The 26,096-nt window shown below is 70.9% G+C and carries 21 protein-coding genes; 15 read left to right on the top strand and 6 right to left on the bottom strand.

From position 1 onward, the window contains the following. Window positions 1-62 precede the first annotated feature (62 nt). Window positions 63-1,442 carry a DUF4331 domain-containing protein gene (locus KIP79_RS18175; RefSeq protein WP_214106014.1) on the bottom strand — a complete coding sequence of 460 codons (1,380 nt, stop codon included), beginning with the start codon at window positions 1,440-1,442 and terminating at the stop codon, window positions 63-65. A 186-nt stretch (window positions 1,443-1,628) separates the two neighbouring features. After that, a complete protein-coding gene (locus tag KIP79_RS18170) occupies window positions 1,629-3,539 on the bottom strand; it encodes a cellulase family glycosylhydrolase (RefSeq protein WP_214106013.1) in 1,911 nt (636 codons plus the stop codon). A gap of 348 nt (window positions 3,540-3,887) precedes the next feature. On the opposite strand from KIP79_RS18170, the gene KIP79_RS18165 reads away from it, so the two are divergent. The 3 genes from KIP79_RS18165 (at window position 3,888) to hutU (ending at window position 7,802) form a co-directional block, all read left to right on the top strand. Next, window positions 3,888-4,121 carry a hypothetical protein gene (locus KIP79_RS18165; RefSeq protein ID WP_214106012.1) on the top strand — a complete coding sequence of 78 codons (234 nt, stop codon included), beginning with the start codon at window positions 3,888-3,890 and terminating at the stop codon, window positions 4,119-4,121. Further along, the gene (locus KIP79_RS18160; protein ID WP_214106011.1) at window positions 4,031-5,890 is read left to right on the top strand and encodes an ABC transporter ATP-binding protein; all 1,860 of its coding nucleotides are present in this window, start codon (window positions 4,031-4,033) and stop codon (window positions 5,888-5,890) included. The genes KIP79_RS18165 and KIP79_RS18160 overlap by 91 nt, the downstream gene beginning before the upstream one ends. A 265-nt stretch (window positions 5,891-6,155) precedes the next feature. After that, window positions 6,156-7,802, top strand: a complete 1,647-nt coding sequence (gene hutU / locus KIP79_RS18155) for a urocanate hydratase (protein WP_214106010.1) — start codon at window positions 6,156-6,158, stop codon at window positions 7,800-7,802. Between the two features lie 19 nt (window positions 7,803-7,821). Here the strand turns inward: hutU and KIP79_RS18150 are convergent, their stop codons facing one another. Together KIP79_RS18150 and KIP79_RS18145 are read right to left on the bottom strand one after the other, a co-directional pair. Beyond that, window positions 7,822-8,616, bottom strand: coding sequence for a hypothetical protein (locus tag KIP79_RS18150; protein ID WP_214106009.1), 795 nt, complete (start codon window positions 8,614-8,616; stop codon window positions 7,822-7,824). Next, the gene (locus KIP79_RS18145) at window positions 8,613-9,440 is read right to left on the bottom strand and encodes a hypothetical protein (protein ID WP_214106008.1); all 828 of its coding nucleotides are present in this window, start codon (window positions 9,438-9,440) and stop codon (window positions 8,613-8,615) included. Before KIP79_RS18145 ends, KIP79_RS18150 begins: the two co-directional genes overlap by 4 nt. 177 nt (window positions 9,441-9,617) lie before the next feature. Between KIP79_RS18145 and KIP79_RS18140 the strand changes: the two genes are divergently transcribed. Continuing rightward, window positions 9,618-10,451 carry a MurR/RpiR family transcriptional regulator gene (locus KIP79_RS18140; RefSeq protein WP_308169771.1) on the top strand — a complete coding sequence of 278 codons (834 nt, stop codon included), beginning with the start codon at window positions 9,618-9,620 and terminating at the stop codon, window positions 10,449-10,451. A gap of 19 nt (window positions 10,452-10,470) precedes the next feature. Here KIP79_RS18140 and KIP79_RS18135 read toward each other — a convergent pair whose 3' ends face one another. Next, window positions 10,471-11,220: an ABC transporter permease gene (locus tag KIP79_RS18135; RefSeq protein ID WP_214106007.1), complete on the bottom strand. Its 750-nt coding sequence runs from the start codon at window positions 11,218-11,220 to the stop codon at window positions 10,471-10,473. A gap of 35 nt (window positions 11,221-11,255) precedes the next feature. After that, on the bottom strand, window positions 11,256-12,215 hold the full coding sequence (locus tag KIP79_RS18130; protein WP_214106006.1) for an ATP-binding cassette domain-containing protein: 960 nt from the start codon (window positions 12,213-12,215) through the stop codon (window positions 11,256-11,258). A 159-nt stretch (window positions 12,216-12,374) separates the two neighbouring features. Here KIP79_RS18130 and KIP79_RS18125 point away from each other — a divergent pair, with 159 nt between their 5' ends. The 11 genes from KIP79_RS18125 to KIP79_RS18075 all read left to right on the top strand — a co-directional run bounded on the left by KIP79_RS18125 (window position 12,375) and on the right by KIP79_RS18075 (window position 26,090). Beyond that, entirely contained in the window at window positions 12,375-13,058 is a 684-nt protein-coding gene (locus KIP79_RS18125) for an SDR family oxidoreductase (RefSeq protein ID WP_214106005.1), read from the top strand. A 27-nt stretch (window positions 13,059-13,085) separates the two neighbouring features. Then, a complete protein-coding gene (locus KIP79_RS18120; protein WP_214106004.1) occupies window positions 13,086-14,255 on the top strand; it encodes an allantoate amidohydrolase in 1,170 nt (389 codons plus the stop codon). Then, window positions 14,252-15,592, top strand: a complete 1,341-nt coding sequence (locus KIP79_RS18115) for a formimidoylglutamate deiminase (protein ID WP_214106003.1) — start codon at window positions 14,252-14,254, stop codon at window positions 15,590-15,592. The genes KIP79_RS18120 and KIP79_RS18115 overlap by 4 nt, the downstream gene beginning before the upstream one ends. Before the next feature lie 8 nt (window positions 15,593-15,600). After that, window positions 15,601-16,746, top strand: coding sequence for an imidazolonepropionase (gene hutI, locus KIP79_RS18110; protein WP_214106002.1), 1,146 nt, complete (start codon window positions 15,601-15,603; stop codon window positions 16,744-16,746). A 178-nt stretch (window positions 16,747-16,924) separates the two neighbouring features. Further along, on the top strand, window positions 16,925-17,854 hold the full coding sequence (locus KIP79_RS18105; protein WP_250213405.1) for a sigma-70 family RNA polymerase sigma factor: 930 nt from the start codon (window positions 16,925-16,927) through the stop codon (window positions 17,852-17,854). A 357-nt stretch (window positions 17,855-18,211) separates the two neighbouring features. Beyond that, on the top strand, window positions 18,212-19,531 hold the full coding sequence (locus tag KIP79_RS18100; RefSeq protein WP_214106001.1) for an ammonium transporter: 1,320 nt from the start codon (window positions 18,212-18,214) through the stop codon (window positions 19,529-19,531). Then, window positions 19,528-19,866 carry a P-II family nitrogen regulator gene (locus KIP79_RS18095; protein WP_214106000.1) on the top strand — a complete coding sequence of 113 codons (339 nt, stop codon included), beginning with the start codon at window positions 19,528-19,530 and terminating at the stop codon, window positions 19,864-19,866. The genes KIP79_RS18100 and KIP79_RS18095 overlap by 4 nt, the downstream gene beginning before the upstream one ends. 4 nt (window positions 19,867-19,870) lie before the next feature. Further along, entirely contained in the window at window positions 19,871-22,192 is a 2,322-nt protein-coding gene (locus KIP79_RS18090; protein WP_250213404.1) for a [protein-PII] uridylyltransferase, read from the top strand. A gap of 269 nt (window positions 22,193-22,461) precedes the next feature. Further along, window positions 22,462-25,269 (top strand): sensor histidine kinase, encoded by a 2,808-nt coding sequence (locus KIP79_RS18085; RefSeq protein WP_214105999.1) that lies wholly within the window; start codon window positions 22,462-22,464, stop codon window positions 25,267-25,269. After that, the gene (locus tag KIP79_RS18080; RefSeq protein WP_372453605.1) at window positions 25,266-25,685 is read left to right on the top strand and encodes a roadblock/LC7 domain-containing protein; all 420 of its coding nucleotides are present in this window, start codon (window positions 25,266-25,268) and stop codon (window positions 25,683-25,685) included. Before KIP79_RS18085 ends, KIP79_RS18080 begins: the two co-directional genes overlap by 4 nt. A gap of 21 nt (window positions 25,686-25,706) precedes the next feature. After that, entirely contained in the window at window positions 25,707-26,090 is a 384-nt protein-coding gene (locus tag KIP79_RS18075; protein ID WP_214105998.1) for a DUF742 domain-containing protein, read from the top strand. The last annotated feature ends 6 nt before the right edge of the window (window positions 26,091-26,096 follow it).

Here is a 26,096-nt window from a genome sequence, read left to right as displayed (position 1 = left end):
CGGCATGCTGGCCATGTTCAACATGATGCTCGACGCCCGCCGCGCCGGAGGCGCGGCCAATGTCACGGCTGGTTGACGGCGGTGTTGCTGGGGTCCGGGATGTACGGGAAGGTCGTCAGGAACGGGACGTCGTTCCGGTCGACCTTGTCACCGGCCGCCAGGGCCTGGACGAGCTGGCCGGTCTGGGCGGCCCCCGCCATGGCCTGGAGGGCGATGTCCACCACGTCGTCGCCGAGACGGCGGCCGTTCGGGAAGCCCTGGAGGTCGCCGGCGAGCACGCCGAGCCGGTTCGGGTTGGCGGTGACCGGGACGGACATGTTCAGCCGGAGCATCTCGGAGGGGCGCAGCTTGCCCGCGTCCTTGTTGAGGATCTGCGAGTTCAGGTCGGCCTTGATCGGGCCGTTCTTCTTCGCGATGCCGGTCAGGAAGATCTCGACCAGGTCGTTACGCGGGGTCTTGGGGGCCTTCAGGCCGTAGATGCCCTCCAGCAGCATGGGCACCTCGGGGTGGGTGACCTTCTTCACCACGGCCGGGATGCCGGCGTCCTTGTCGGGGCTGAGGGAGTTGAACGCGTCCTTCAGACCGGCCGGCACGACGACCTCGTTGACCAGTGGCTGGCCCAGCCGGGAGACCTGCACGTAGCCCTTCGGGCTCCACTTGTCGGTGGTGGACCAGATGCCGACCACCGGGTTGCGGGACACGTCGCCCTTCAGGGCGATCTCCTTCTTCGGCACCTGTACGGCCAGCGTGTGCACGTTGTAGCCGCGGGTGGTGTCCTGCCCGACCTCGGACAGGTTGCCGCCGTAGAGCAGGTCGAAGACCCGCAGGTCCAGGAAGAACGCCTCGTCGGACTGTCCGGCGAACTGCTTGCCGCCGCCCTTGATGCCGTCCACCGCCTCGGCGCGGAGCTTGGCGTAGTCCGGCATGGAGGCCGGGCCGGTGTTGCTCGGCGCCACGATGCCGGTGCCGATGGTGGTGGCGCCCTTCGCGGTGATGCGCTTGAGCGTGTACTTCTGCTTGAACAGCAGGTTCTTGTCGTTCAGCGAGGTGACGGGCCCGTTGTTGTACAGGAAGGTGCTGTTGCCGCGCTTGTCGACGTTGGTGAAGGTCCACTGGTAGGTGACGTCCGGCTTGGCGTCGCCGTCGTTGTCAATCTTGATGTTGTAGCGCGAGTTGGTGTCGAAGAAGTAGAAGTTGGGGCCGCCGTTGGGCTCCTCGAACGGGATCCAGTTGGCGATCAACGTGACCGTGTCCTGCTTGTCGGGGCTGACGAAGGCGTACACGTCGGTGTTGTCGTTGCGGGGGTCGCCCGAGATCAGCGGGGCCTCGCGGTGCGAGGAGGCGCTGGGGGCGGCCGGGCGGAGGAAGGCGAACGAGGAGGCGGCCAGCGCCCCCGCGACACCCGCGGCGATCAGGGATCGCCGGTTGATCCGGAGCTCCATGTCGGTCTTGTCCTCTCAGGACGGTAGGCAGTCGTTTAGCTGGGTGAGTGGTCCGGCCGGAGCCCTCGACCGCCTATTCGCCGCATGGAGCCCCGCGGATTCCGCGAGTTTCCAAGAAAAATGGCCCCGGGGGTCCCGGGGCCATTTCTGGTGCCGTTCTAGCAGGTCAGACCGTCAGCGAACACCTCACGGGGAGGTGCAGGTGTAGGTCGACGGGGTGGCGGTGTTGCCGTTGGGGCGGCTGACCTGGAAGCCGAAGCTGGTGTTCTGGCCCGCGCCCAGACTGCCGTTGTAGCTCATGTTCTTGGCCGTCACGGTCTGGCCGCTGGTCGTGAAGGTGGCGTTCCAGGAACCGGTGATGGTGTGGCCGGCCGGCAGGGTGAAGGTCACCGTCCAAGCCGTGATGGCGGAGGACCCGGCGGTCACGGTGACGGGCTGCACGACGTACCCGTCGCCCCACTGGGTCTGCACGGTGCCGGTCGCGGTGCAGGCGCCGCCGGTGCCGCCACCGGTGGTGGTGAAGGTCGCCAGCGAGGAGTTGCCGGACAGGTTCCCGGCGCCGTCACGGGCCCGGACGAAGACCTGGTACTGGGTGCTGGCCGTCAGCCCGGTGAGGGTGACCGAGTTGGTGGTGGACTGGGTGAGCAGGGTGTCGGTGGTGCCCACCCGCCGGTAGACGTTGTAGCCGGCCAGGCCGGAGCCGCCGCTGTCGGTGGAGGCGGTCCAGTTCAGGGTCGCGCCGGTGGAGGTCACGCCGGACACGGTCGGGGTGCCCGGAATGGTCGGCGGGGTGGTGTCCACCGGTGGCGCGCTGGTGGTGAAGGTGGTCAGCGTCGAGTTGCCCGACAGGTTGCCCGCGCCGTCACGCGCCCGGACGAAGACCTGGTACTGGGTGCTGGCCGTCAGCCCGGTCAGGGCGACCGAGTTGGTGGTGGAGGTGGCGATCTGGGTGTCGGTGGTGCCCACCCGCCGGTAGACGTTGTAGCCCGCCAGGCCCGAGCCGCCGCTGTCGGTGGAGGCGGTCCAGGTCAGGGTGGCCCCGGTGGAGGTGATGTTGGACGCGGCCGGGGTGCCCGGCGTGGTCGGCGGGGTGGTGTCGGTGGACGTGGTGCCGCCGCAGAGCGTGCACTCCACCGCGGTCGAGGCGATGCCGTTGGCGCCGTTGAAGAGGCGGGTGCCCCAGGAGGTCATCTGGTTGGGGTTGAAGTTGGTGACCTGGTCCAGGTACTCCACGCCGCCGCCGTTGCCGCTCCACGACCAGCCGAGGTAGCCGATGCCCCGGGACTGCGCCTGGGCCATGATGGTGTCCTCGTCGGGGTTGCCGTCGGAGTGGTCGAACCCGAACTCGCCGATGACCAGCGGCAACCCGGCGGTCTGGAAGGCGTTCAGGTACGCGTTGATCTCCGCCGCGGTGTCGAAGACGCCGTACATGTGGATGGAGAAGACCGTGTTGCGCTGCGGGTCGGCGGCGGCCACCTGGGAGGCCGTGTCGCGCATCATGAACTGCCAGTCCTGACCCCAGTTGGGCGCGTCCACCATGAGCAGGTGCTGGAAGCCGGCGTTGCGCATCCGGGTGATGGCAGCGCTGGTGGCCTGGGTCCAGTTCGGGGTGACCGCGTTGTTGCCGAACGGCTCGTTGCCGATGTTGATGATGACCGAGTTCTCCTGGCCGGTCAGCACGCTCTGGATGCTGATCCAGTAGTTGACCGCCGCGTCCAGGCTGACCGCGCCGCCCTGCTCGCCGAACCCGGTGGTGTCGTGGTTCTCCAGGATGCAGACCAGCTTGTTGGCCTTGCAGAGGGAGATGACGTTGGCCACGTCGGAGGCGCTGTTGGCGGCCCACCGGCCGCCGCTGAGCACCACCCGGACCGCGTTGGCGCCCTTGGCCTTGATGTTGGCGATGGAGCTGGTCTGGGTCGGGTACCAGGTGTGCGCGTGGCTGGTGCCACGGATGATGAAGTTGTTGCCGTTGGCCTCGACGATGTTCCGGCCGCTGATCCGCAGACCCACCGCCGCCTCGGCGGGCAGTGCGGTCGTGAGCAGGGACGCCACTAAGGCGAGGACCGTCGCACCCGCGAGTGCGAGCCGTTTTCTCATGGTCTACCTTTCGTCGTTAACCGGTTAAGCAAATGGCCGGAGAAGGGTCCTCATGCGGCAACGACCACGTGAGGTGAACCGGTCTTCTTGGGACGGCCCGGCGCGCTCCCAGACTCGGGGGATTTCGCAGGTGTGTACAGAGTGTTGCGGCCAGTTGTCGGCCCGGTACGGGGGTGCGCGTCAGGGATTCGCGGCGGGAGATGGGAAATGTCGCCCTCCGTGTCGGGCGGAATCCGATGAAAGATTCACCACTTCGCCAGGAGCGTACGAGGGTCAACTGCAGTTGACTCACTTGATTGAGTAAACTGAAATTGACCTACTTGGGTAGGTAAACGTAGGTTGACCACTATGAACGGAGAACTCGTGGCTCTGGTGACCCAGGCGGCCGACGACGATCCGCTGCGCGCGCTCGCCGCCGCGGCGGAACTACGCCGCCAGGCGGATCGTTTGGCGGCTGTGCAGGTACGGCGAGCACGTGTGCGGGGGATTTCATGGGAACGCATAGCGATGGCCCTCGGGGTCAGCAAGCAGGCGGTGCACAAGAAGTTCGGCGGGAAGAGGCTCTTCGGGAGCCAGGACTGAACGGCGAGGGCCCGGCCGGCAAGGCGCCGGGCAAGGGCCTGGCCGAGCGGGCCGCCTGGCGATTACTCCTGGAACACGTCCGCCCGCACCGCCGCACACTGATCATCGGCGCCCTGCTCGGCTTCGTCGGCAGCGCCACGGGTCTGGCCATGCCGCTGCTGGCCAAGAGCGTGATCGAGACGTTCGGCACCGGCCGCTCCCTGGCCGGTCCGGTGCTCACCCTCTTCGGCGCCGTGCTCGCCGGATCGGTGATCTCGGCCGCCGGGTCGTTCCTGCTGGAGCGCATGGGCGAGGGCATCGTGCTCGGCGCCCGGACCCGGCTGGTGGACCGCATCCTCCGCCTCCGGGTGGCCGAGGTGGACCGGCTCAAACCCGGCGACCTGCTGTCCAGGGTCACCGCCGACACCACCCTGCTCCGCGCGGTCTGCACCGACTCCCTGGTCAACGCGGTCAGCTCGGTCTTCCTGTTCCTCGGCGCCGCCGTGATGATGGCGATCATGGACGGCGTGCTGCTGCTGACCACGCTCGGCGTCATCGTCGCGGTCGGGCTGATCAACCTGCTGATCATCCCCAGGATCCGGCGCGCCACCAAGCTGGCCCAGATGGCGCTCGGCGACATGGGTTCCGCGCTGGACCGGGCCTTACAGGCATTCCGTACGGTCAAGGCCAGCGGCGCGGAGAGCAGGGAGAGCGCGGTGGTCGCGGCGGCGGCCACCCGGGCCCGGGACCGCGGGGTCACCTCGGCGGCCTGGCAGTCGGTGGCCGGGATCAGCGGCTGGATGTCGGTCCAGCTGGCCTTCCTGGCCGTGCTCGGGGTGGGCGGCGCGCGGGTGGCCGACGGCTCGATGCCCGTCGCCACGCTCATCGCCTTCCTGCTCTACCTGTTCTACCTGGTGGCACCGATCGGCCAGCTGATCCAGAGCATCACCCAGCTGCAGAACGGCCTGGTGGCCATCACCCGCATCAGGGAGATCGAGGAACTGCCCGCCGAACCCGCCGTCACCCCCACCCGCGCCGAGGGCCCGCCGGTCGGCCTGGTCTTCACCGACGTCACCTTCCAGTACGGCCCCGACCGCCCGATCGTGCACGACGGGGTCAGCTTCGAGGTGCTCGCGGGCGGTCTGTCCGCCCTGGTGGGGCCCTCGGGAGCGGGCAAGTCCACCGTGTTCGGGCTGCTGGAACGCTTCTACGAGCCGGTCTCCGGCGAGATCGCGGTGGGCGGCCGCCCGATCAGGGAGTGGGACCTGGCCGAACTGCGCGCCGCCGTCGGCTACGTCGAGCAGGACGCCCCCGTGCTGGACGGCACCCTCCGGGAGAACCTCACCTTCGCCGCGCCGCACGTCACCGAGGAGGAGGTCGTCCAGGCGCTCGCCCGCACCCGCCTGGACGACCTGGTGGCCCGGCTGCCCGAGGGGCTGGACACCCAGGTCGGCCACCGGGGCGTGCTGCTGTCCGGCGGGGAGCGGCAGCGGGTGGCCATCGCCCGCGCGCTGCTCCGCCGCCCCCGGCTGCTCCTGCTCGACGAGGCCACCTCGCAGCTGGACGCGGTCAACGAGCTCAGGCTCCGCGAGGTCATCGCCGAGGTGGCCAGGGAGACCACGGTGCTGGTGATCGCGCACCGGCTCTCCACGGTGACCGGGGCCGACCGGATCATCGTGATGGAGGCGGGGCGGGTCCGGGCCACCGGCACCCACGAGGAACTGATCGCCGTGGACGAGCTCTACCGGGATCTGGCCACCACCCAGTTCCTGGCCGGGGCCACTTCCTGAAACGCCCCGTATTCGCCCTCGTGATCCTTGCCGGAGATTTGCCGGACCGTGCGATGGGTGGCCCTGATCACGGGCACCTCAGAGGATGCGGAGCCTCTCCTCCGCCACTACCGGGCTCCTGGATCAACGCGTGCGTGCGGCTCGCGTCCAGGGCCGCGGGAGGGGTACCTCGGACCACTGGACACCGGGGTGCCCCGCTTTATCCCCGATCCCCGGCTTATCCTTCGAGTGACAGTAGTGAATACGTTCATTCAGGAGGACGGCCATGCCCACCGTCAGGGCGCCGCGCGGAACCGCGCTCACCGCGAAAGGATGGCCGCAGGAGGCCGCCCTGCGCATGATCCAGAACAACCTGGACCCCGAGGTGGCCGAACACCCCGAGCAACTGGTCGTGTACGGCGGCTCCGGCAAGGCCGCCAGGGACTGGCCCTCCTTCCAGGCCATCGTGCGCACGCTGACCACGCTGGCGGCCGACGAGACGCTGCTGGTGCAGTCCGGCCGCCCGGTGGGCGTGTTCCGCACCCACGAGTGGGCGCCCAGGGTGCTCATCGCCAACTCCAACCTGGTGCCCGACTGGGCCAGCTGGGAGGAGTTCCGGCGGCTGGAGGCGGCCGGGCTCACCATGTACGGCCAGATGACCGCCGGGTCCTGGATCTACATCGGCACCCAGGGCATCCTGCAGGGCACGTACGAGACCTTCGCGGCCGTGGCCGCCAAGCGGTTCGGCGGCTCGCTGGCCGGGACGATCACCCTCACCGCCGGGCTCGGCGGCATGGGCGGCGCGCAGCCGCTCGCGGTCACCATGAACGGCGGCGTGGCCATCTGCGTGGACTGCGACCCGCGCAGCATCGAGCGCCGGATCGAGCACCGCTACCTGGACGTGCGCGCCGCCGACCTGGACGAGGCCCTCGCCCTCGCCTACCGGGCCAAGGCCGAGCGCCGCCCGCTCAGCATCGGGGTGGCGGGCAACGCGGCCGAGATGGTGCCCGAACTGCTCCGGCGGGGGGCGGAGATCGACATCGTCACCGACCAGACCTCGGCCCACGACCCGCTCATGTACCTGCCGCTCGGCATCGCCTTCGAGGACATGGCCGAGGCCCGCGAGAAGGACCCGGCGGGGTTCACCGCCCGGGCCAGGGAGTCGATGGCCCGGCATGTCGAGGCCATGGTCGGCTTCCAGGACGCCGGAGCCGAGGTGTTCGACTACGGCAACTCCATCAGGGGCGAGGCCAAACTGGCCGGGTACGAGCGGGCGTTCGCGTTCCCCGGATTCGTGCCCGCCTACATCCGGCCGCTGTTCTGCGAGGGCAAGGGCCCGTTCCGGTGGGCGGCGCTGAGCGGCGACCCGGCCGACATCCACGCCACCGACCAGGCGGTGCTTGACCTGTTCCCCGAGAACGAGTCGCTGGCCCGGTGGATCAGGCTGGCCGGGGAGCGGGTGCATTTCCAGGGCCTGCCCGCCCGGATCTGCTGGCTCGGGTACGGCGAGCGGGACCGGGCCGGGGAGCGCTTCAACGAGATGGTGGCCGACGGCACCCTGCGGGCCCCCGTGGTCATCGGGCGGGACCATCTGGACTGCGGCAGCGTGGCCTCGCCGTACCGGGAGACCGAGGGCATGGCGGACGGTTCCGACGCGATCGCCGACTGGCCGCTGCTCAACGCCATGGTGAACGTGGCCTCGGGCGCGTCCTGGGTGTCCCTCCACCACGGCGGCGGGGTGGGCATCGGGCGGTCCATCCACGCCGGGCAGGTCACCGTCGCGGACGGCACGCCGCTGGCCGCCGAGAAGATCAACCGGGTGCTCACCAACGATCCCGGCATGGGGGTGATCCGGCACGTCGACGCCGGTTACCCGGAGGCCGCCGAGGTGGCGGCGGCCCGCGACGTGCGGATCCCCATGCGGGAGGGCTGAGCCCCGGTTATCTCACTGGTTATTTGACCGGCAACCGCTCGTCGGCCACCTGGTCGGCGGGCGGGGCGGTGACCACCAGAGCCCTTCCCCAGTCGCTGAACCGGGTGTCGACATTGGCCGAGCCCGAATGGCGGAAGTCACCCGCGGACTCCGCGGTACGCAGGCGGGCGGGCAGGCCCGTCGCGTCGGTCCACAGCCACCACCGGATCGGCTTGGGGTCGGTGTCCAGGACACGGTCACCGGCGGCCTTGGACAGCGCCTTGTAGCTGGTGGTGCCCTGGTAGAGCCAGCCGCCCTGGACCGCCGTGGCCTTCTTGCCGGCGACCAGGGAGGCCAGCACGAGCGGGTTGTACACGTCGATCCGCTGGACGGTGAAGGCCGGCTTGTCGCCCGAGTCGGCAGGTGTCCGGTACCAGGTCTTGCCGTCCGGCAGGGAGGCGTAGAGACCCTCGTCCAGCAGGTGCATGCGACCGTCGGCGTAGATCGCGTTGTAGCGGTCGACCGCGTTCAGCGAGGCCCGCCGGTCGGCCTCCAGCGTCCACGGCGTGTTCGGGTCAGGGACGTCGTAGATCTTCATGTACGACCCGACCGGCCCGTCCGGCCCGAGCTGCACCTCGCTCTGCACGCGGATGCGCCGGAAGCCCCCCTTGGCCAGGGAGAACCGCGCCACCTCGGCCACGGTCACGCCGGTCTGGTGCTGGAGCCGGCTCCGCACCGCCTGCGCCGGGTCCGGCGGCGCGGTCTGCGCGTCGGCGATACCCGGGACGGTGACCGCCGCCAGGACGGCCGCGGCCACCGCGATCCACCGCCTCACGAGGTGGCCTTCAGCAGGTCCGCGGGGAGCTCGAAGGTGAAGGGCGGGAGTTCGCTCTCGTTGACCACCTGGCTGGCCGGCGGGGGAGTGATGACCATGGGCACACCCCAGTCGCGGAAGCGGGTCTCGGTGCTCACCTCCGCCTTCAGGAACTCCAGGTCCAGGAAATAGGTGGAGCGCAGCCGCAGGGGCAGGCCCTTGGCGTCCGTCCAGAGCCGCCAGAGGACCTTGGACTTGTCCTTGATGGTCTTCCCGGTGCGCAGTTTCTCCAGCCGCGCGGAGGTCACCACCCCCTGGTAGAGGCGTCCGCCGCCGGAGACGGCCTTACCGGTTTTCCCGCGCAGCAGCGCGGTCCGGATCCGGGGGTTGAACAGGTCGACCGACTGGTTGGTGTACATGTCCGGGAGGGGCGTGGTCAGCCGGATCCAGCTCTTGCCGGTCGGCAGCGGCCGGGAGTCGAAGTCGCCGATCATGTACGTCGCGCCGCCCGCGTGCGTGATCTGCACCTGGTCCAGCATGTTCGCCGAGACCAGCGCGTCGTACGCGGGGCCCTCGTCTTCCAGCGGCTCCAGCTTGACCGAGAGGTCGTAGCCGACCACCCCTCGGGGGCTGAGCTGCAGGTCGCTGAAGGAGCGCAGGACGGTCACCCGCTCCTTCTTGATGGTGACCCAGCTCAGCTCGGCGAGGCGTACGCCGTGGCCGGAGTGGAGTTGTTTCTTGATCGCCTGCAGCGGGTGCGGCGGAGCGGCCTGCGCGGTGGCCGTGCCCGGTGTGACGGACACGGCGAGCAGGGCGGCTGCGGCCAGGGCAACCCAGCGCCTCATGGAGATTTTGCCCTTCTGCGGATGAGAACCGATCATTCAGGGATGGTCATCATCGCAGACCCTGATGGTGCTGATGATGAACATTTGTCGGGAAACGGTGCAGAAATCCCAAGGGTCTGAGCACCGCTTCCGGCCGGGTACGGTGTGCCAGCCGCTGGAACAGCTCTGGAGGTGTGTGTGGCCGAGGGACTCGACCGGTTGCTGGCCGGCAGGCGGCTCTCGCCGGTGCAGCGGCGCATCGCCCACTACCTGGCCGAACACCTGCATGAGGCGATCTTCCTGTCCAGTGTGGAGCTGGCGGGCCGGGCCGGGGTGAGCCAGCCCTCGGTCACCCGGTTCGCGGCGGCGCTGGGCTTCGCCGGATATCCGGAGCTCCGGCACGCGCTCCGGCCGCTGGTCCTGGACCGCGGCGTGCCCGTCCCGGTGGACGCCACCGGTGAGCGGGCGCGGCTCGGCGAGGCGGTGGACGCGGAGATCAGGAACCTGGTCGCGCTCAGGGAACGGGTGCTCGCGCCGGACTCCGGGCTGGTGGCGCTGGGCGGCGCGCTGGCGGCCTGCGAGCCGCTGCCGGTGCTGGGCCTGCGCGTGTCGAGCGGTCTGGCCACCACGTTCGCGTACTACGCGCGGCGCATCCACCCCGACGTGCGGCTGCTCACCCACGGCGGCTCTGAGCTCTCGGACACGCTGCACGCGGCCCGCCGCGCGGGGGCGGACTGGCTGCTGGCCGTCGTGCTGCCCCGCTATCCGGCCGAGGCCGTACGGGGCCTGGAACTGGCCAGGAAGCTGGGGCTGAAGGTGGCGGCGATCACGGATCGGCCCGGCGTGCCGTTCCCCGCCGACGTCGTGCTGGACGCGCCGGTCGGGGAGCGGCTGGTGTTCGACTCGCACGCGGCGCCGCTGGCCCTGGCCATGCTCCTGGTGGAGGCGATGGCCGACGCGGCGCCGCTGCGCACCCAGGCCCGCCTGGAGGAGTACGAGCGGGTGGCCGAACAGCACCAGGTCTTCTGGTGAGACCTACCCGGCCATCTTCCTAACCGGCCATCTTGCGGAGCGACCGCATCGACCAGGTGATGGTGATCAGGGACAGCACGGCCAGCAGCCCGAAGGCGACCGGGATGGTGCTGTCGCCGAGGTCGTCGCGGAACAGCGCGCGCCCGGCCTCCACCCCGTAGTAGAGCGGGTTGAACCTGGCCAGCGTCTGGAGCCAGTCCGGCCCGAGCGAGACCGGCAGGAAGAGCCCGGCGATCAGGGTCAGCGGCATGGCGAAGAACTGCACGAGCTGCGACATGCCGTTCTCGTCGCGGAGGGCCAGCGCCAGCCCGTAGGAGAGGGTGGCCGCGAACAGGCCGGTCAACGCCATCAGGCCGAGCATGAGCAGGAAGGCGGGCAGCGTGATGCGCAGCCCCATGATCATGGCGATGCCCATCACCAGGATGGCCTGGACGACCAGGACCAGCATGTCCTTGGCCGCCCGGCCCAGGATGATGGCCGGGGGCCAGGCCGGGCTGACCGCCAGCCGCTCCAGCACGCCGTTGCGGGTCTCGTTGATCAGCCCGAACCCGCCGAACAGCGACCCGAACAACGCGATCATCATCATCGAGCCGGGGGTGAACATGGCCAGCACCTCGGGCATCGAACCACTCTGGGTGGTGCTGCCCAGCAGCGGCGCGAAGAAGAGCAGGTACATCACGGGCTGGATGATGCCGAACAGCGGCCAGACCGGGTTCCTGAGCAGGAAACGCAGCTCGTAGCCGAGGAACAGGGACGTATGGCGAAGCATCGGGGATTCCTTCAGGTAAGGGAAGCAGGGGGTGGTCAGGCGGCGTCGCGCAGCGAGCGGCCGGTGTGGCGGAGGAAGACGTCGTCGAGCGTGGCCCGGTCCAGCGAGATGGAGTCCAGCGTCAGGCTCCGCTCCTCCAGCGCGCGGAGCAGGCGCGGCAGCCCGTGCTCGCCGTCGTCCAGGTAGGCGCGGAGCAGGTCGTCCTCGGCCCGGACCTCCTTGATGTACGGCTGGGCGGCGAGCAGTTCCCTGGCCTCGTCCACACCCTTGAGCCGGAGGGTGACCACGTCCCCGGCCACCTCCTTCTTAAGCTCGTTGGGCGTGCCCTGGGCGACGATCTGGCCGTGGTCGACGATGATCAGCCGGTCGCAGAGCGCGTCCGCCTCGTCCAGGTAGTGGGTGGTGAGCAGCACGCTGGTGCCCTGGTCGCGCAGGGCGCGCACCTCGTCCCAGAGGTTGGCGCGGTTCTGCGGGTCCAGACCGGTGGTGGGCTCGTCCAGGAAGACCAGTGGCGGGGCGGTGACCAGCCCGATGGCCAGCGCGAAGCGGCGCTTCTGCCCGCCGGAGAGGGTCTTGGCCGGGCGATTGGCGATCTCGGTCAGGCTGAACGCCTCAAGGAGCTCGTCGGCCCTGGCTCTGGCCTGTTTCTTGGACATGCCGCTGATCCTGGCCGCCAGCATCAGGCTCTCCAGACCGGGGGAGTTCTCGTCCACCCCACCGGCCTGGCTCACGTACCCGATGTTCTCCCGTACCTTGGCGGCCTCCTTCACCACGTCGTAACCGGCCACCCGGGCGGTGCCCGAGGTGGGGGCGATGAAGGTGGCCAGCATGCGCACGGTGGTGGTCTTCCCCGCCCCGTTGGGGCCGAGCGCGGCGAAGATCTCGCCTTTCTCCACGGCGAGGTCGATGCCCCGGACCGCCTCGACCTGCTCGGTCTTGCCGCGACCACGCTTGGCGGTGAAAGTCTTCCGGAGGTCGTGAGCCTCGATGATCATAGTGGTCTCCGATATATGGGGTTCAGGGGAAACGCCAGCATGAAGGCTCACCCGGCGTCAGGGTCAAGCGGTTTTCCCACCATGCTGCCGGTCGTCACCGACAGTTTCGCGACCGTCCGCAGAAAGCCATGATCGATTCACCGGGTTAGGGTGGGAGGCATGAGCGAACGTCCGGTCGCCCTGATCACAGGGGCGTCGCGTGGAGTGGGGGCCGCGGTCGCGAGGGCGCTCGCCGACCGGTACGCGCTGGTCCTCGGCGGCCGGGGCGGGGCGGCCCTGGAGAAGATCTGCCAGGAACTGGGCGCCCACCCGCTCCCGGTGGACCTCACCGAGCTGACCGAGGCCGACGTCGCCCATCTGGGCCGGGTGGACCTGCTGGTGCACAGCGCCGGAGTGATCACCCTGGGCGCCATCGCGACCACCCCCGCCGAGGTCTGGCGGGCCACCTACGAGGTGAACGTGGTGGCGGTGGCCGAGCTGACCCGGCTGCTGCTGCCCGCGCTGCGCGCCACCCGGGGCCAGGTGGTCTTCATCAACTCCGGCTCCGGCCTGCGCGTCCACCCCGGCTGGGCGTCCTACGGCGCCAGCAAGCACGCGCTGCGCGCCCTGGCCGACGGCCTCCGCCTGGAGGAGCCCGCGATCCGGGTGACCTCGATCTTCCCCGGCCGCGTGGACACCGACATGCAGCGCCGGGTGCGCGCCCAGGAGAACGGGGAGTACCAGCCGGAGCGGTACCTGGCCCCCGAGTCCGTCGCGGCGGCGGTGCTGGCCGCCGTGACCGCCACCCCCGACGCGCATGTCACCGAGATCACTCTCCGCCCGGCGCCCGGGCCGGTGACCTGAATAGGTCCATTCAGTAGGGTGGGGGACATGCTCGACGTACTTGCAGGAATCGGCCGGACCAGGACCGGGGGCTACCGGCGGGACGCCTGGTCGCCCGCCGAACTGGAGCTGCGGGAGTGGTTCTGCCAGGAGGCCGACGCCCGCGCCCTGACCCGGTACGAGGATCGCAACGGCAACCTGTGGGCCTGGTGGGGCGACCCGGCCGAGCGTCCCGGTGTGGTCACCGGCAGCCACCTGGACTCGGTCCGCGAGGGCGGCGCCTTCGACGGTCCGCTGGGCGTGGTCTCCGCCTTCCACGCGGTGGACCGGCTCCGCCGCGACGGCTTCCAGCCCGCCCGGCCGCTGGGCGTGGTCTGCTTCACCGACGAGGAGGGGGCCAGGTTCGGCGTGCCCTGCGTCGGCTCCCGGCTGCTCACCGGCGCGCTCACCCCGGAACGCGCCCGCGGTCTCACCGACGAGGCGGGCGTCACGCTGGCCGAGGCGATGCGCGCGCAGGGCCGGGATCCGCTGAGCCTGGGCCTGGACAAGCCGACCCTGCGCCAGGTGGCCGTCTTCGTGGAACTCCACGTCGAGCAGGGCCGGGCGCTGCGCGGTCCGGTGGGCGTGGCCAGCGCGATCTGGCCGCACGGCCGGTGGCGCTTCGACTTCCACGGCACCGCCGACCACGCCGGCACCACCGCGCTGGCCGACAGGGACGACCCGATGCTCCGCTACGCCCAGGCCGTGCTGGCCGCCCGCGCCGCCGCCGAACGGCTCGGCGTGGTCGCCACCTTCGGCAAGGTGCAGGTCGTCCCCAACAACGCCAACGCCGTGCCCTCCCTGGTCTCGGCCTGGCTGGACGCGCGGGGCGCCCGCGAGGAGGAGGTCCGCCGCCTGGTGGCCGAACTCTCCGAAGGCCCCGAGGTGGTCTGCGAGTCCTGGACCCCCGAGGTGACCTTCGCCCCCGAGCTGCGCGACCACCTGGCCACGGTGGCCGGCGCCGCGCTGGACGGCGGGGCCGCGCAGATCCTGCCCACCGGGGCCGGGCACGACGCCGGGATCCTGGCCTCGGCGGGCGTGCCGAGCGCCATGCTGTTCGTGCGTAACCCGACCGGCGTCTCGCACTCCCCGGCCGAGTTCGCCGAACCGGCCGACTGCCTGGCGGGCGTGACCGCGCTGACCGCCGTGCTGGCCGACCTGTGCGGGGGGCGGACATGACCGCGTACTGGTGCGAGCTGGCCTGGCTGCCGCCCGGGGAGGTGCACTCCCGGGTGCTGGTCACCGTCGAGGGCCGCTGGATCACCGACGTCGTGGCCGGCGTGGACCCGCCGCCGAGTGCGGTCCGGCTCGCCGGGCTGACCATCCCCGGCCTGGCCAACGCGCACTCGCACGCCTTCCACCGCGCGCTGCGCGGCCACACCCAGACCGAGCGCGGCTCGTTCTGGACCTGGCGCGAGCAGATGTACGCGGTGGCCGCCCGCCTCGACCCCGACAGCTACCTCGCCCTGGCCAGGGCCGTGTACGCGGAGATGGCGCTGGCCGGGATCACCTCGGTGGGCGAGTTCCACTACGTCCACCACGGGCCAGGAGGCGTGCCGTACCTGGACCGCAACGCCATGGCGCACGCGCTGGTCCAGGCGGCCAGGGAGGCGGGGCTGCGCATCGCGCTGCTGGACACCTGCTACCTCAGCGCCGGTTTCGGCGCCGCCCCGACCATCCCGCAGCAGCGCTTCTGCGACGGCCACGCCAAGAGCTGGGCCGAGCGCGCCGAGGCGCTGGCCGCCATCTACCACGACGCCGACGACGTGGAGATCGGCGCCGCCATCCATTCGGTGCGCGCGGTGCCGCCCGAGCAGATGCCGGTGGTGGTGGAGCTCGCGCACCGGATCGCCGGGCCGCTGCACGCGCACGTCTCCGAGCAGCGCGCCGAGAACGACGCCTGTGTGGCCGCCTACGCCGCCACCCCCGTGCAGGTGCTGCACGAGCACGGCGCGCTCGGCCCGCGCTCCACCGCCGTGCACGCCACCCACGTGTCGGACGTGGACGTGGCGCTGCTGTCCGGCTCGGCCACCCACGTCTGCATGTGCCCGACCACCGAACGCGACCTCGCCGACGGCATCGGCCCCGCCCGCCGCCTGCTGGAGGCCGGCAGCCCGATCACCCTGGGCTCCGACAGCCACGCGGTGATCGACCTGTTCGAGGAGGCCCGCGCGGTCGAGCTGGACGAGCGGCTGGCCACCGAGGAGCGCGGCCACTGGCAGGCGGCCGAGCTGCTGCACGCCGCCACCGCCGCCGGGCACGCCTCCCTCGGCTTCCCCGACGCCGGGTTCCTGCTGCCGGGCGCGCACGCCGATCTGGTCACGGTCCGGCTCGACTCGGTCCGCACGGCCGGCGCGACCGCCTCTTCGGCGGTGGAATCGGTGGTGTTCGCGGCGACCGCGGCGGACGTGCGCTCGGTGGTCTCGGGGGGCCGCCTGATCGTTGAAAACGGCAGGCATCTCCTGGGCGACGCGGGCACGCTGCTCCAGGACGCGATCATCGCAGTGCGGGAGTAAGGGGCGACATGACGGCGACGCTGTTCCACGGGATCGGGCAGCTCTACACGGCCGACCCGGAGTGCCCGGAGATCACGGACGCCGCGTTGGTGATCGAGGACGAGTCGGTGGTCTGGGCGGGCCCCGAGCGCCGGGCCCCGCTGGCCGACCAGAACGTGGACGTGGACGGCAGGGCCATGCTGCCCGGCTTCGTGGACAGCCACGCCCACCTGGTCTTCGCCGGGGACCGCACCGCCGAGTTCGAGGCCAGGATGGCCGGGCGGCCGTACGCGGCGGGCGGCATCCGCACCACGGTGGCCGCCACCCGGGCCGCCACCACCCCCGAGCTGGCCGCGGGCACCGCCGTGCTGGTGGCCGAGATGGCCGCCCAGGGCACCACCACCGTGGAGATCAAGAGCGGCTACGGCCTGACCGTGGCGGACGAGCGCCGCTCCCTGGAGATCGCCGCCGCGTTCACCCCGGAGACCACCTTCCTGGGCGCGCACGTGGTGCCCGACGGCGACCCGGACGCCTACGTGCGCCTGGTCACCGGGCCGATGCTGGACGCCTGCGCGCCGTTCGCCAAATGGGTGGACGTGTTCTGCGAGCGGGGGGCTTTCGACGAGGACCAGGCCAGGGAGGTGCTCACCGCCGGGATCAAGGCGGGGCTCCAGCCTCGGGTGCACGCCAACCAGCTGGGGCCCGGTCCAGGGGTGCGGATCGCCTGTGAGCTGGGGGCCGCCGCGGCCGACCACTGCACCTATCTCACCGATGAGGACGTGGACGCGCTGGCCGCGAGCGGGGTGGTGGCCACGTTGCTGCCGGGGGTGGAGTTCTCGACGCGCTCGCCGTACCCGGACGGGCGGCGGCTGCTGGACGCCGGGGTGCGGGTGGCGCTGGCCACCGACTGCAACCCCGGCTCCTCGTTCACCTCCTCGATGCCGTTCTGTGTGGCGCTGGCCGTACGGGAGATGGGGCTGACGCCGGCCGAGGCGGTGCGGGCGGCGACGCTGGGCGGGGCCGAGGCGCTGCGCCGTACCGACATCGGCATGCTCGCCCCCGGGCGCCGCGCCGATCTGGTGATCCTGGACGCGCCGTCGTACACGCATCTGGCCTACCGGCCAGGGGTTCCGCTGGTGGCACAGGTGTGGCGGTCGGGGCGCCGGATCGTTTGATTCCGCTTTCCGCGGGCAGTCCGGGGAATTTCCGGGGTGCGCATCCTCCTAAAGGAGGAATCCAAAACCGTTCTCCGGTCGTAATTGTTAAGGGAATCTTTGCCCTGTCCGAGCCGTTGGTCGTACCAGGACGAAGATGTTCTGTTCATTGCCGCGGCGGAACGAGGTGGCCATCGAAATGGCGACGGGGAATCGCACACCTGAGGTCGTGGAGCGCGATCTACTGGGGACCTACCTTGCCGAGATCGGGCGGGTGCCGCTGTTGACGGCCGAGGAGGAGGTGGAACTCGCCAAGCGCATCGAGGCCGGCCTCTTCGCCGAGCAGCTGCTGGACGGCGGCGACCCCGAACCCAAGGTGACGGACGCGTTGGACGAGGAGCTGGAACGCATCGCGATCTCCGGTCAGCGGGCCAAGGACGAGTTCATCCAGGCCAACCTCCGGCTGGTGGTGGCGGTGGCGCGCAAATACTCGGGGCGTGGGATGCCGTTGATCGACCTGGTGCAGGAGGGGAACCTGGGCCTGGTGCGTGCGGTGGAGAAATTCGACTATCGACGGGGTTACAAGTTCTCGACGTACGCGACCTGGTGGATCCGCCAGTCGGTGGGCCGGGCCATTCACGAGCAGGCCCGCCCGGTGCGGCTGCCCACCCACGCCGGGGAGCAGATGACCCGGCTGATGCGGGTGCGCCGTGACATGCTGGCCGAATTCGACGTGGAACCCACCGACATCGACCTGGCCGAGGTGCTGGACCTGCCCATCGAGCGGGTCCGCGAGCTGCGCCGGTGGGCCTCCGACCCGGTCTCCCTCCAGCTCGGCGTGGGTGACGAGGACGAGACCGAGCTGGGCGACATGATCGCCGACGACACCTGGGCCGACCCCGAGCAGCAGGCCATGGCCACCCTGGAGAAGGAGCGCCTGGAGCAGTGGCTGACCGGCCTGGAGGGCCAGGCCAGGGAGATGCTCCGCTGGCGGTACGGCCTGGTCGACGGCCGCGAGCACACCCTGACCGAGGTCGGCGAGCGGTACGGCATCGGCCGGGACCGGGCCCGCCGGGTGGAACGCGACGCGCTGGCCCGCCTCAGGAAGATGGCGCACGCCGCCGCCTGACCTGCGGAAGAACACGGAGAGTAACGCGCACCCCGTTATGGGGTGCGCGTTTTCGTGTGTACGGCCCCGCCGAAACCAGACCGAAACATCGCGATAACGAGTTTCACAGATGTGAAACACGCAAGGTCGGGACCTGAAACGGCGGAAGAACACGCTGGCGGCCACGGGAGAGCCAACCCGGGACCAACGGCCGATGGGCAGCCGGGCGGACGCCAGGGCACGCAGGCGGCAGGCGGTGGCGACGGGCGAGGTTCAACCGCAAACGTCAGTGCGCCAGCCGGTCAATGAAGCCTGTGTGAAGCCCACTGCGCCAGTGATAACCGGCCATACGCCAATTGGAAGGAGGGTCGCATCGGCATGGAAATCGATAGCGGCTCCACAGCCTGGATGTTGACCAGCGCGGCTTTCGTGCTGCTCATGACGCCGGGTCTCGCGTTCTTCTACGGGGGCATGACCAGGGCCAAGAGCGTCCTGAACATGATGATGATGTCCTGGGTGAGTATCGTCGTGGTGACGGTCGCCTGGGTACTTTACGGACACTCGCTCGCCTTCGACGCGGCTGGCGACGGCAGCGGCTTCATCAACAAGATCGTCGGCGGTCTGGACAACGTCGGACTGTCGGGCCTGGTCGACACCGCCACCAAGGACGATGGCACCGGAATGCCCAGCCTGGTCTTCTCGGTCTTCCAGCTGACCTTCGCGATCATCACGGTCGCGCTGATCAGCGGCGCCATCGCGGACCGCGCCAAGTTCGGCGCCTGGGTCGTCTTCGCCGCCCTGTGGGCCACTGTCGTGTACTTCCCCGTCGCCCACTGGGTCTGGGGCGGTGGCTGGCTGGCCGGTCTCGGCATTGAGGACTTCGCCGGTGGTACGGTCGTCCACATCAATGCCGGTGCCGCGGCGCTGGCCCTGGCTCTGGTGCTTGGTAAGCGCTCCGGCTGGGGCAAGGACCCGATGCGCCCGCACAACCTGACGCTGGTCCTGCTCGGCGCCGGTCTGCTGTGGTTCGGCTGGTTCGGCTTCAACGCCGGCTCCGAGCTGGCGGTGGACGGCACCACCGGCCTGGCCTTCATGAACACCCAGATCGCCACCGCCATCGCGGCGGGCTCCTGGATCGTCGTGGAGAAGCTGCGCGACGGCCGCTCCACCACGCTGGGCATCGCCTCCGGCGCGGTAGCCGGTCTGGTCGCCATCACCCCGGCCTGTGGTTTCGTCGACCCCTGGGCGGCGGCCGTGATCGGCATCCTGGCCGGTGCCATCTGTGCGGTGGCGGTCGGCCTGAAGTACAAGCTCGGCTACGACGACTCGCTCGACGTGGTCGGCGTGCACCTGGTCGGCGGTGTGATCGGCGCGGTCGCGCTGGGCTTCGTCGCCGCCTACCCGTTCGCGGACGGCCAGAACAAGGGCATCCTGCTCGGCGGTCCGATCTCCCAGCTGGGTGTGCAGGTGCTCGGTCCGGTCGCGGTCGGCCTGTACTCCTTCGTGGTCACCTTCATCCTCGGCAAGATCATCGACAAGACCATGGGCTTCCGCATCACGCGGGAGGACGAGGTCACCGGCATCGACATCACCACCCACGCCGAGACTGGGTACGACCTCGGCACCATCCACTCCTCGGGCGTAACCTCGCCGAACGGGCCGGCGGTTCCGGCTGAGGCCAAGAAGGTGGACGCATGAAACTCATCACCGCAGTGATCAAGCCGTTCAAGCTCGACGACGTCAAGGCGGCGCTGGAGCAGTTCGGCATCAAGGGCCTGACCGTCAGCGAGGCCAGCGGCTACGGCCGTCAGAAGGGCCACACCGAGGTCTACCGCGGCGCCGAGTACCAGGTTGACCTGGTGCCCAAGGTCCGGGTGGAGGTGCTGGCCGAGGAGGACGACGCCGAGGACGTCATCGACGTCATCGTCAAGGCCGCGCAGACCGGCAAGATCGGCGACGGCAAGGTCTGGTCCGTGCCGGTGGACACGGTGATCCGTGTCCGCACCGGTGAACGCGGGCCGGAGGCGCTGTAACCGAATGATGAGAGGGGAAGCTCGCTCGTTCGCCGCGGCCCGCAAGGAGCGGGCCGCGGACATCGACCGCTGGCTCACCGATCTGTTCCGTACGGCGATCAGCCAGCGGAACGGGAAGAGCGGCCTCCTCGACAGCGAGCTCAGGGCGCGGCCTGAGCATGCCGCGGAGCGCGGCGCCGCCGGACCCCACCACGGGGTCAGCGGCGTCGCGCTCGTCGCGGTCGGCAGCCTCGGCCGGGGCGAGCTGGCGCCCGGCAGTGACCTCGACCTGGTCCTGCTGCACAACGGCCGGGACGATGTGGCCCAGATCGCCGACCGTATCTGGTATCCCATCTGGGACTCCGGCATGGGCCTGGACCATTCGGTCCGCACCGTGGACGAGGCCACCAAGGTGGCGCGGGAGGATCTCAAGGCCGTGCTCGGCCTGATCCAGGCCCGGCATGTCAGCGGGGACCCCGAGCTCACCCGGGCGGCGCGGGAAGCCGTGCTGGTGGAGTGGCGGGCGGACTCCCGGCGCCGGCTCGCCGAGCTGCGCGAGGCCGCGGACAAGCGCGCCGACGGCAGCGGGGAGCTGGCCTTCCTGCTGGAACCCGATCTCAAGGACGCCCGGGGCGGCATCAGGGACGTGCAGGCGATGCAGGCGGTGGCCGCCGCCTGGGTGGCCTCCGCGCCGGGGCCGCGGGTCCGGGAGGCGTACGAGCTGCTGCTGGACATCCGGCACGGGCTGCACCTGGTCACCGCGCGCGGGACCGACCGGCTGGTGCTCCAGGAGCAGGACGCGGTGGCCGGCACGCTGGGCCTGCTGGACGCCGAGGCGCTGATGCGCCGTCTGGCCGAGGCCGGGCGGACCATCGCCCATTCCTTCGACGCCACCTGGCGGACCGTGGACCGGTTGTTGTCCGGTCCCGCGCCACGTGGCCGCAGACCGCTCGCCGACGGCGTGGTGGAGCACGGCGGCGAGGTGGTGCTGGCCCGCGGGGTCAGCCCGCGCAACGATCCGGTCCTGGTGCTGCGCGCCGCCGCGGCCGCCGCCGAGGCGGGGCTGCCGCTGGCCCCCGCCACCGTGAGCATGCTGGCCGCCCAGTCCCCGCCGCTCCCCGTGCCCTGGCCGGACGAGGCCAGGGACGCCCTGGTCGGGCTGCTCGGCGCGGGCCGCGCGGCCGTCCCGGTCTGGGAGGAGCTGGACCAGGCGGGCGTGCTGGTCCGGCTGATCCCCGACTGGGAGCGGGTACGGCACCGCCCGCAGCGCAACCCGATCCACACCTACACCGTGGACCGGCACCTGATCGAGACCGCCGCCGGAGCCGCCGCCTTCACCCGCGAGGTGTCCCGGCCCGACCTGCTGCTGATCGGCGCCCTGCTGCACGACATCGGCAAGGGCTGGCCGGGCGACCACTCCACCACCGGCGAGATCGTGGTGCGCGACATCGCGTCCCGGATGGGCCTGCCGCCCGCCGACGTGGACGTGCTGGCCCTCATGGTCCGCCACCACCTGCTGCTGCCGGAGACCGCCACCCGCAGGGACCTGGACGATCCGGTGACGATCTCCCGGGTGGCCGAGGCGGTGGGCTCCCGCGAGGTGCTCGAACTGCTGGCCGCCCTGGCGGTGGCGGACGGCCTGGCCACCGGTCCGGCCGCCTGGAACAGCTGGAAGGCCTCGCTGGTCTCGGACCTGGTGCGCCGGGTCAGGTCGGCGCTGTCCGGCACGCCGCCGGCGCCCGCGCCCAGCCTCAGCCAGGAACAGGCGTCGCTGGCCCGGCACGGCGGCGGCGCCGTACGGGTGCACGGGGGCGCGGTGACCGTGGTCGCGCCGGACCGGCCTGGGCTGCTCTGGCGGGCGGCCGGGGTGCTGGCCGCGCACCGCATGGTGGTGCGTTCGGCGTCGGCGGCCTCGGCGGGCTCCACGGCGGTGATCGAATTCGCGGTGGTGCCCGAGTACGGCACGCCCCCCGACCCCGCCACCCTGGAGGCCGACCTGCGGCTGGTGCTGGCCGGGCGGCTGGACATCGAGCAGCGGCTGGCCCGCAGGACCCGCTCGCTCCGCCCGCCACGGGTGCCGGTGGCGCCGCCCCGGGTGACGCTGGTGGACGACGCCTCCAACACGGCCACCGTGGTCGAGGTGCGGGCGCACGACCGGCCGGGGCTGCTCTGGAAGATCGGCAGGGCGTTCGGGGACTGCGGCCTCGACGTGCGGGCCGCCCGGGTGGAGACGCTCGGCGCGGAGGCGGTGGACGTCTTCTATGTGGTGGATCGCGCGGGGCGCCCGATTCTGGAGGAACAGCAGCGCGTACAGGTCCGTGAGCAGGTTCTGGCTGCTCTGCGATAGTTATGCCGATCATGGGCAACCTGTCATGATCGCCCGTATTTGTCGTTTGTCTCACCAGTTGGTAACGATTGGGTCCCTAGTAGCGGTAAGGCCTCGTGCTATGCCCGGGTTGTGGTCGAATTATCCCCGCTTGTGTGGCTATGTCACTTCACGCTGTCAGGAGCGTTGAAGACATGAGGTCAGACGGATAGCGGGGAGCGGTGGGCACCGAAACGGCCGTTGCGGAAGACAACGAAAAAACGAACCCTTTCGCGCTACGGAACTGGCGGGTGCCAATCCGGCTGACCGCGCTGATCCTCGCCCCCACACTGATCGCGGTAATCCTGGCCGGGATCCGGGTGGCCGACTCGGTCGACAGCATCGCCGCCAACCAGCGCGCGATCACCGCCGCCGAGTACGCCGCCAGGCTCCGCGCGCTCGGCCGCGAACTGGGCACCGAGCGGGACCGCAAGGCCTGGGTGGAGGGCCTCGACGGCGTGCGGAACGCGCTCCGCGACGGCACCCGGACGGTCCAGCAGCAGCAGAAGGAGCTGGACGAGCAGAAATCCGTGGTGGATCGTTCGATCGCGGAAGTCCTCCGGGACCTGGGCCATATCGACGACTCCTTTGGCGTCCGGGCCAAGGAGGAGGCCACGCAGGTCGCCGCCCGGCTGGAGCGGGTGATCGACGGGCACGCCGCCGAGCGGGACCCTGACCCGTCCGCCTCCGTGCAGTACGACTACACCGCCACCATCGCCGCCCTGCTCCGGCTCCACGACGACCTGGGGGAGATCAGCGACGACGCCCAGGTGGTCTCGGCCTCCCGGGCGCTCAGCGCGCTGGCCCACGCCAAGGAGGAGGCCTCCCAGCAGCGCGCCTTCCTCACCGCCGAGCTGCTCGAACCCCGCCAGTCGTTCACCCCTGACGACCTGCAGCGCTTCCTCGGCTCCTGGTCCCGGCAGAACGGCTACGTGACGGCGTTCAACGCCGAGGCCGACACCCAGGCGTTCACCGCCTACTACGCCACTCGGACCACCAGCGCCGCCAGGGACGTGGAGATGACCAAGGCGTGGGCGGTGGCGCTCGGCTCCCGCAACCACCCGCTGCGCCCGGTGCCCGGCCGGGTGGTCACCGCCCAGCAGTGGTTCCGCGACAACACCGCCGTACTCGACGGGATCACCACGGTCGAACAGGGGGTGGCCGCCCGGGTGCTGGACCGGGCCCGCGTCCTGGAGTCCGCCGAGCAGCGCAGCGCGATCATCGCGGGCGCGCTGATCCTGGCCCTGCTGATGCTGGTGCTGGCCACCACGGTGCTGATCGCCCGGTCCATGGTGCGCCCGCTGCGCCGCCTGCGGGCCGAGGCCCTGGAGATCGCCGGGAGCCGGTTGCCCGACATGGTCCGGCAGATGCGTGAGTCCAACGAGTCCCGCCAGGCGCCGGAACCCGAGGCCATCGCCGTCGGCGGCCGGGACGAGATCGGTGAGGTGGCGCAGGCCTTCGACGCGGTGCACCGGCAGGCGGTCCGGCTGGCGTCCGAGGAGTCGCAGCTGCGCGCCAACGTCAACGCCATGTTCGTGAACCTGTCGCGGCGCACCCAGACCCTGGTGGAGCGGCAGATCTCGCTGATCGACGGCCTGGAGCGCGGCGAGCAGGACGGCACCCGGCTGGCCGACCTGTTCAAGCTGGACCACCTGGCCACCCGCATGCGCCGCAACTCCGAGAACCTGCTGGTGCTGGCCGGGCACGAGGCGGCGCGCAAGCGCAGCCGGCCGGCCCGCCTGGTGGACGTCGTGCGCGCCTCGCTCTCCGAGGTGGAGGGGTACGAGCGGGTCACCGTGCGGGTGCACCGTTCGGCCGCGGTGGCCGGGCACGCCGCCAACGACGTGGTGCACCTGGTGGCCGAACTGGTGGAGAACGCGATCGCGTTCTCCCCGAACAACACCAAGGTGATCGTCTCCAGCAGCCCGATCGAGGGCGGCGCGGTGCTGCTGGCGGTGAGCGACAGCGGCATCGGCCTGACGCCCGACGAGCTGGTCGAGATCAACCGGCGGCTGGCCGAGCCGCCCACCGTGGACGTGTCGGTGTCCCGCCGCATGGGCCTGTTCGTGGTCGGCCGGCTGTCGCTGCGCCACGGCATCCGGGTGCAGCTGCGCCGGGGCGACGTGAGCGGGGTGATCGCCATGGTGCTCATGCCGGCGGAACTGATCTCCAACCCGGACGCCAAGCCCGCGGCGCCCGGGTACCCGGAGACCGCGGCTGTCGAGGCGCCCGCCTGGAACGCGCCCACGACCGGCGCGCTGCCCCAGCGCAAGCCCGGGACCAGCGCCTTCGCGCCACCGCCGCGTTCCGGGGGGCACGACTCCACGGACGTGTTCCCGGCCTTCACCGAACGCTCGGGGGGGAATTCCACCGGTTCGTTCCCGGCCTTCACCGAGCCCACGGGGGGGAATTCCACCGGTTCGTTCCCGGCCTTCACCGAATCCCCGGGGGGGAATTCCACCGGTTCGTTCCCGGCCTTCACCGAGCCCTCGGGAGGGAACTCCACCGGCTCGTTCCCGGCTTTCACTGAGCACTCCGGAGCGTTCCCGGTGCTGGGCGCGCCGCCCGCATCGAACGTTCCCGCACCGCCGTTGGAACGCGGCGACGAGTACCTGCCGATCTTCGCCTCGGTGGAGTCGGCGTGGTTCAAGCGGCCGGATCAGCAGCCTCCGGCGGTTCCCGCGCAACCGTCTCAGCCGGCGCAAACCTCGCAGACAGGGCCGCAGGCCGTACCGAAGCAGGAGAGCTCCTGGTGGTCCACGGCGGACAGCGGCTTCCAGGCCGCGGCGGCGGCCAGTGAGCCGGCGGCCGGCGGGGTCACCGCGTCGGGCCTGCCGCGCCGCACGCCGAAGGCGAACCTGGTGCCCGGCTCGGTGAGCACGGGGAGCCAGGGGAGCACGGCGGGAGCCCCGCGCACCCAGCCGCCGGTCTCCGCCGACGCGGTGCGCGACCGCATGTCCAGCTTCCAGAAAGGCGTACGGCGGGGCCGGGCCGACCTGGCGAACCCGGGGACCGGGCCGGTGACCGGCGGTCCCGTCACCGAGGAGGAGAGCTCGTGACCGACCTGAGCGCCGAGGCGCGCCGGTTCGACTGGCTGATCACCGAGTTCGTCCGCGGCACCCCGGGTGTCGCGCACGCGGTGGTGGTCTCCGCGGACGGCCTGCGCCTGGCCAGCTCCGACGGCTTCCCGCCGGACCGGGCCGACCAGCTGGCGGCGGTGGCCGCGGGGCTGCTCAGCCTGACCTTCGGGGCGGCCCGGATCTTCGAGGCCGGCGAGGTGACCCAGACCGTCGTGGAGATGGAACGCGGTCTGCTGATGGTGATGGCCATCAGCGACGGCTCCTGCCTCACCGTGCTGGCCGCCGCCGACTGTGACATGGGGCTGGTGGCCTACCAGATGACCCTGCTGGTCGATCGGGCAGGTCAGACCCTCACCCCGGCGCTCCGGGCCGAGCTGCAGACCACCCGCAGGTGATGACCGTGGACCGGGTGTGGCATGCGCGGGCGTGACTGGACGCCGGACGGCGGGATGGGCGGCGAGATGGAAGAGCCGTTGTTCCGTCCCTACGCCGTCACCGGAGGACGTGCGGAACCGCGTTACCATCTGGCGATGGAGACGTTGGTCTCCACGGTGACGTTCATGAGCGATGACTACTCGATGCTCGAGCCCGAGCAGGAAGCGATCATGACGCTCTGCCGTTCCGTGCGTTCGGTCGCGGAGATCTCCGCGCTGCTCCGGGTCCCCCTCGGGGTGGCGCGGGTGTTGATCGCCGACATGGCCGACGAGGGTCTGGTACGCCTGCACACCCCTCAGCTCGACCATGGACAACCAGACCACAACTTGCTCGAAAGGGTGCTCAGTGGACTTCGCAGGCTCTAGTCGCGG

Source organism: Acrocarpospora catenulata (assembly GCF_018476525.1).
Lineage (GTDB): Bacteria > Actinomycetota > Actinomycetes > Streptosporangiales > Streptosporangiaceae > Acrocarpospora > Acrocarpospora catenulata.
Note: the sequence above shows the minus strand (reverse complement) of the source record. Positions and strands in the feature narration are given on the sequence as shown.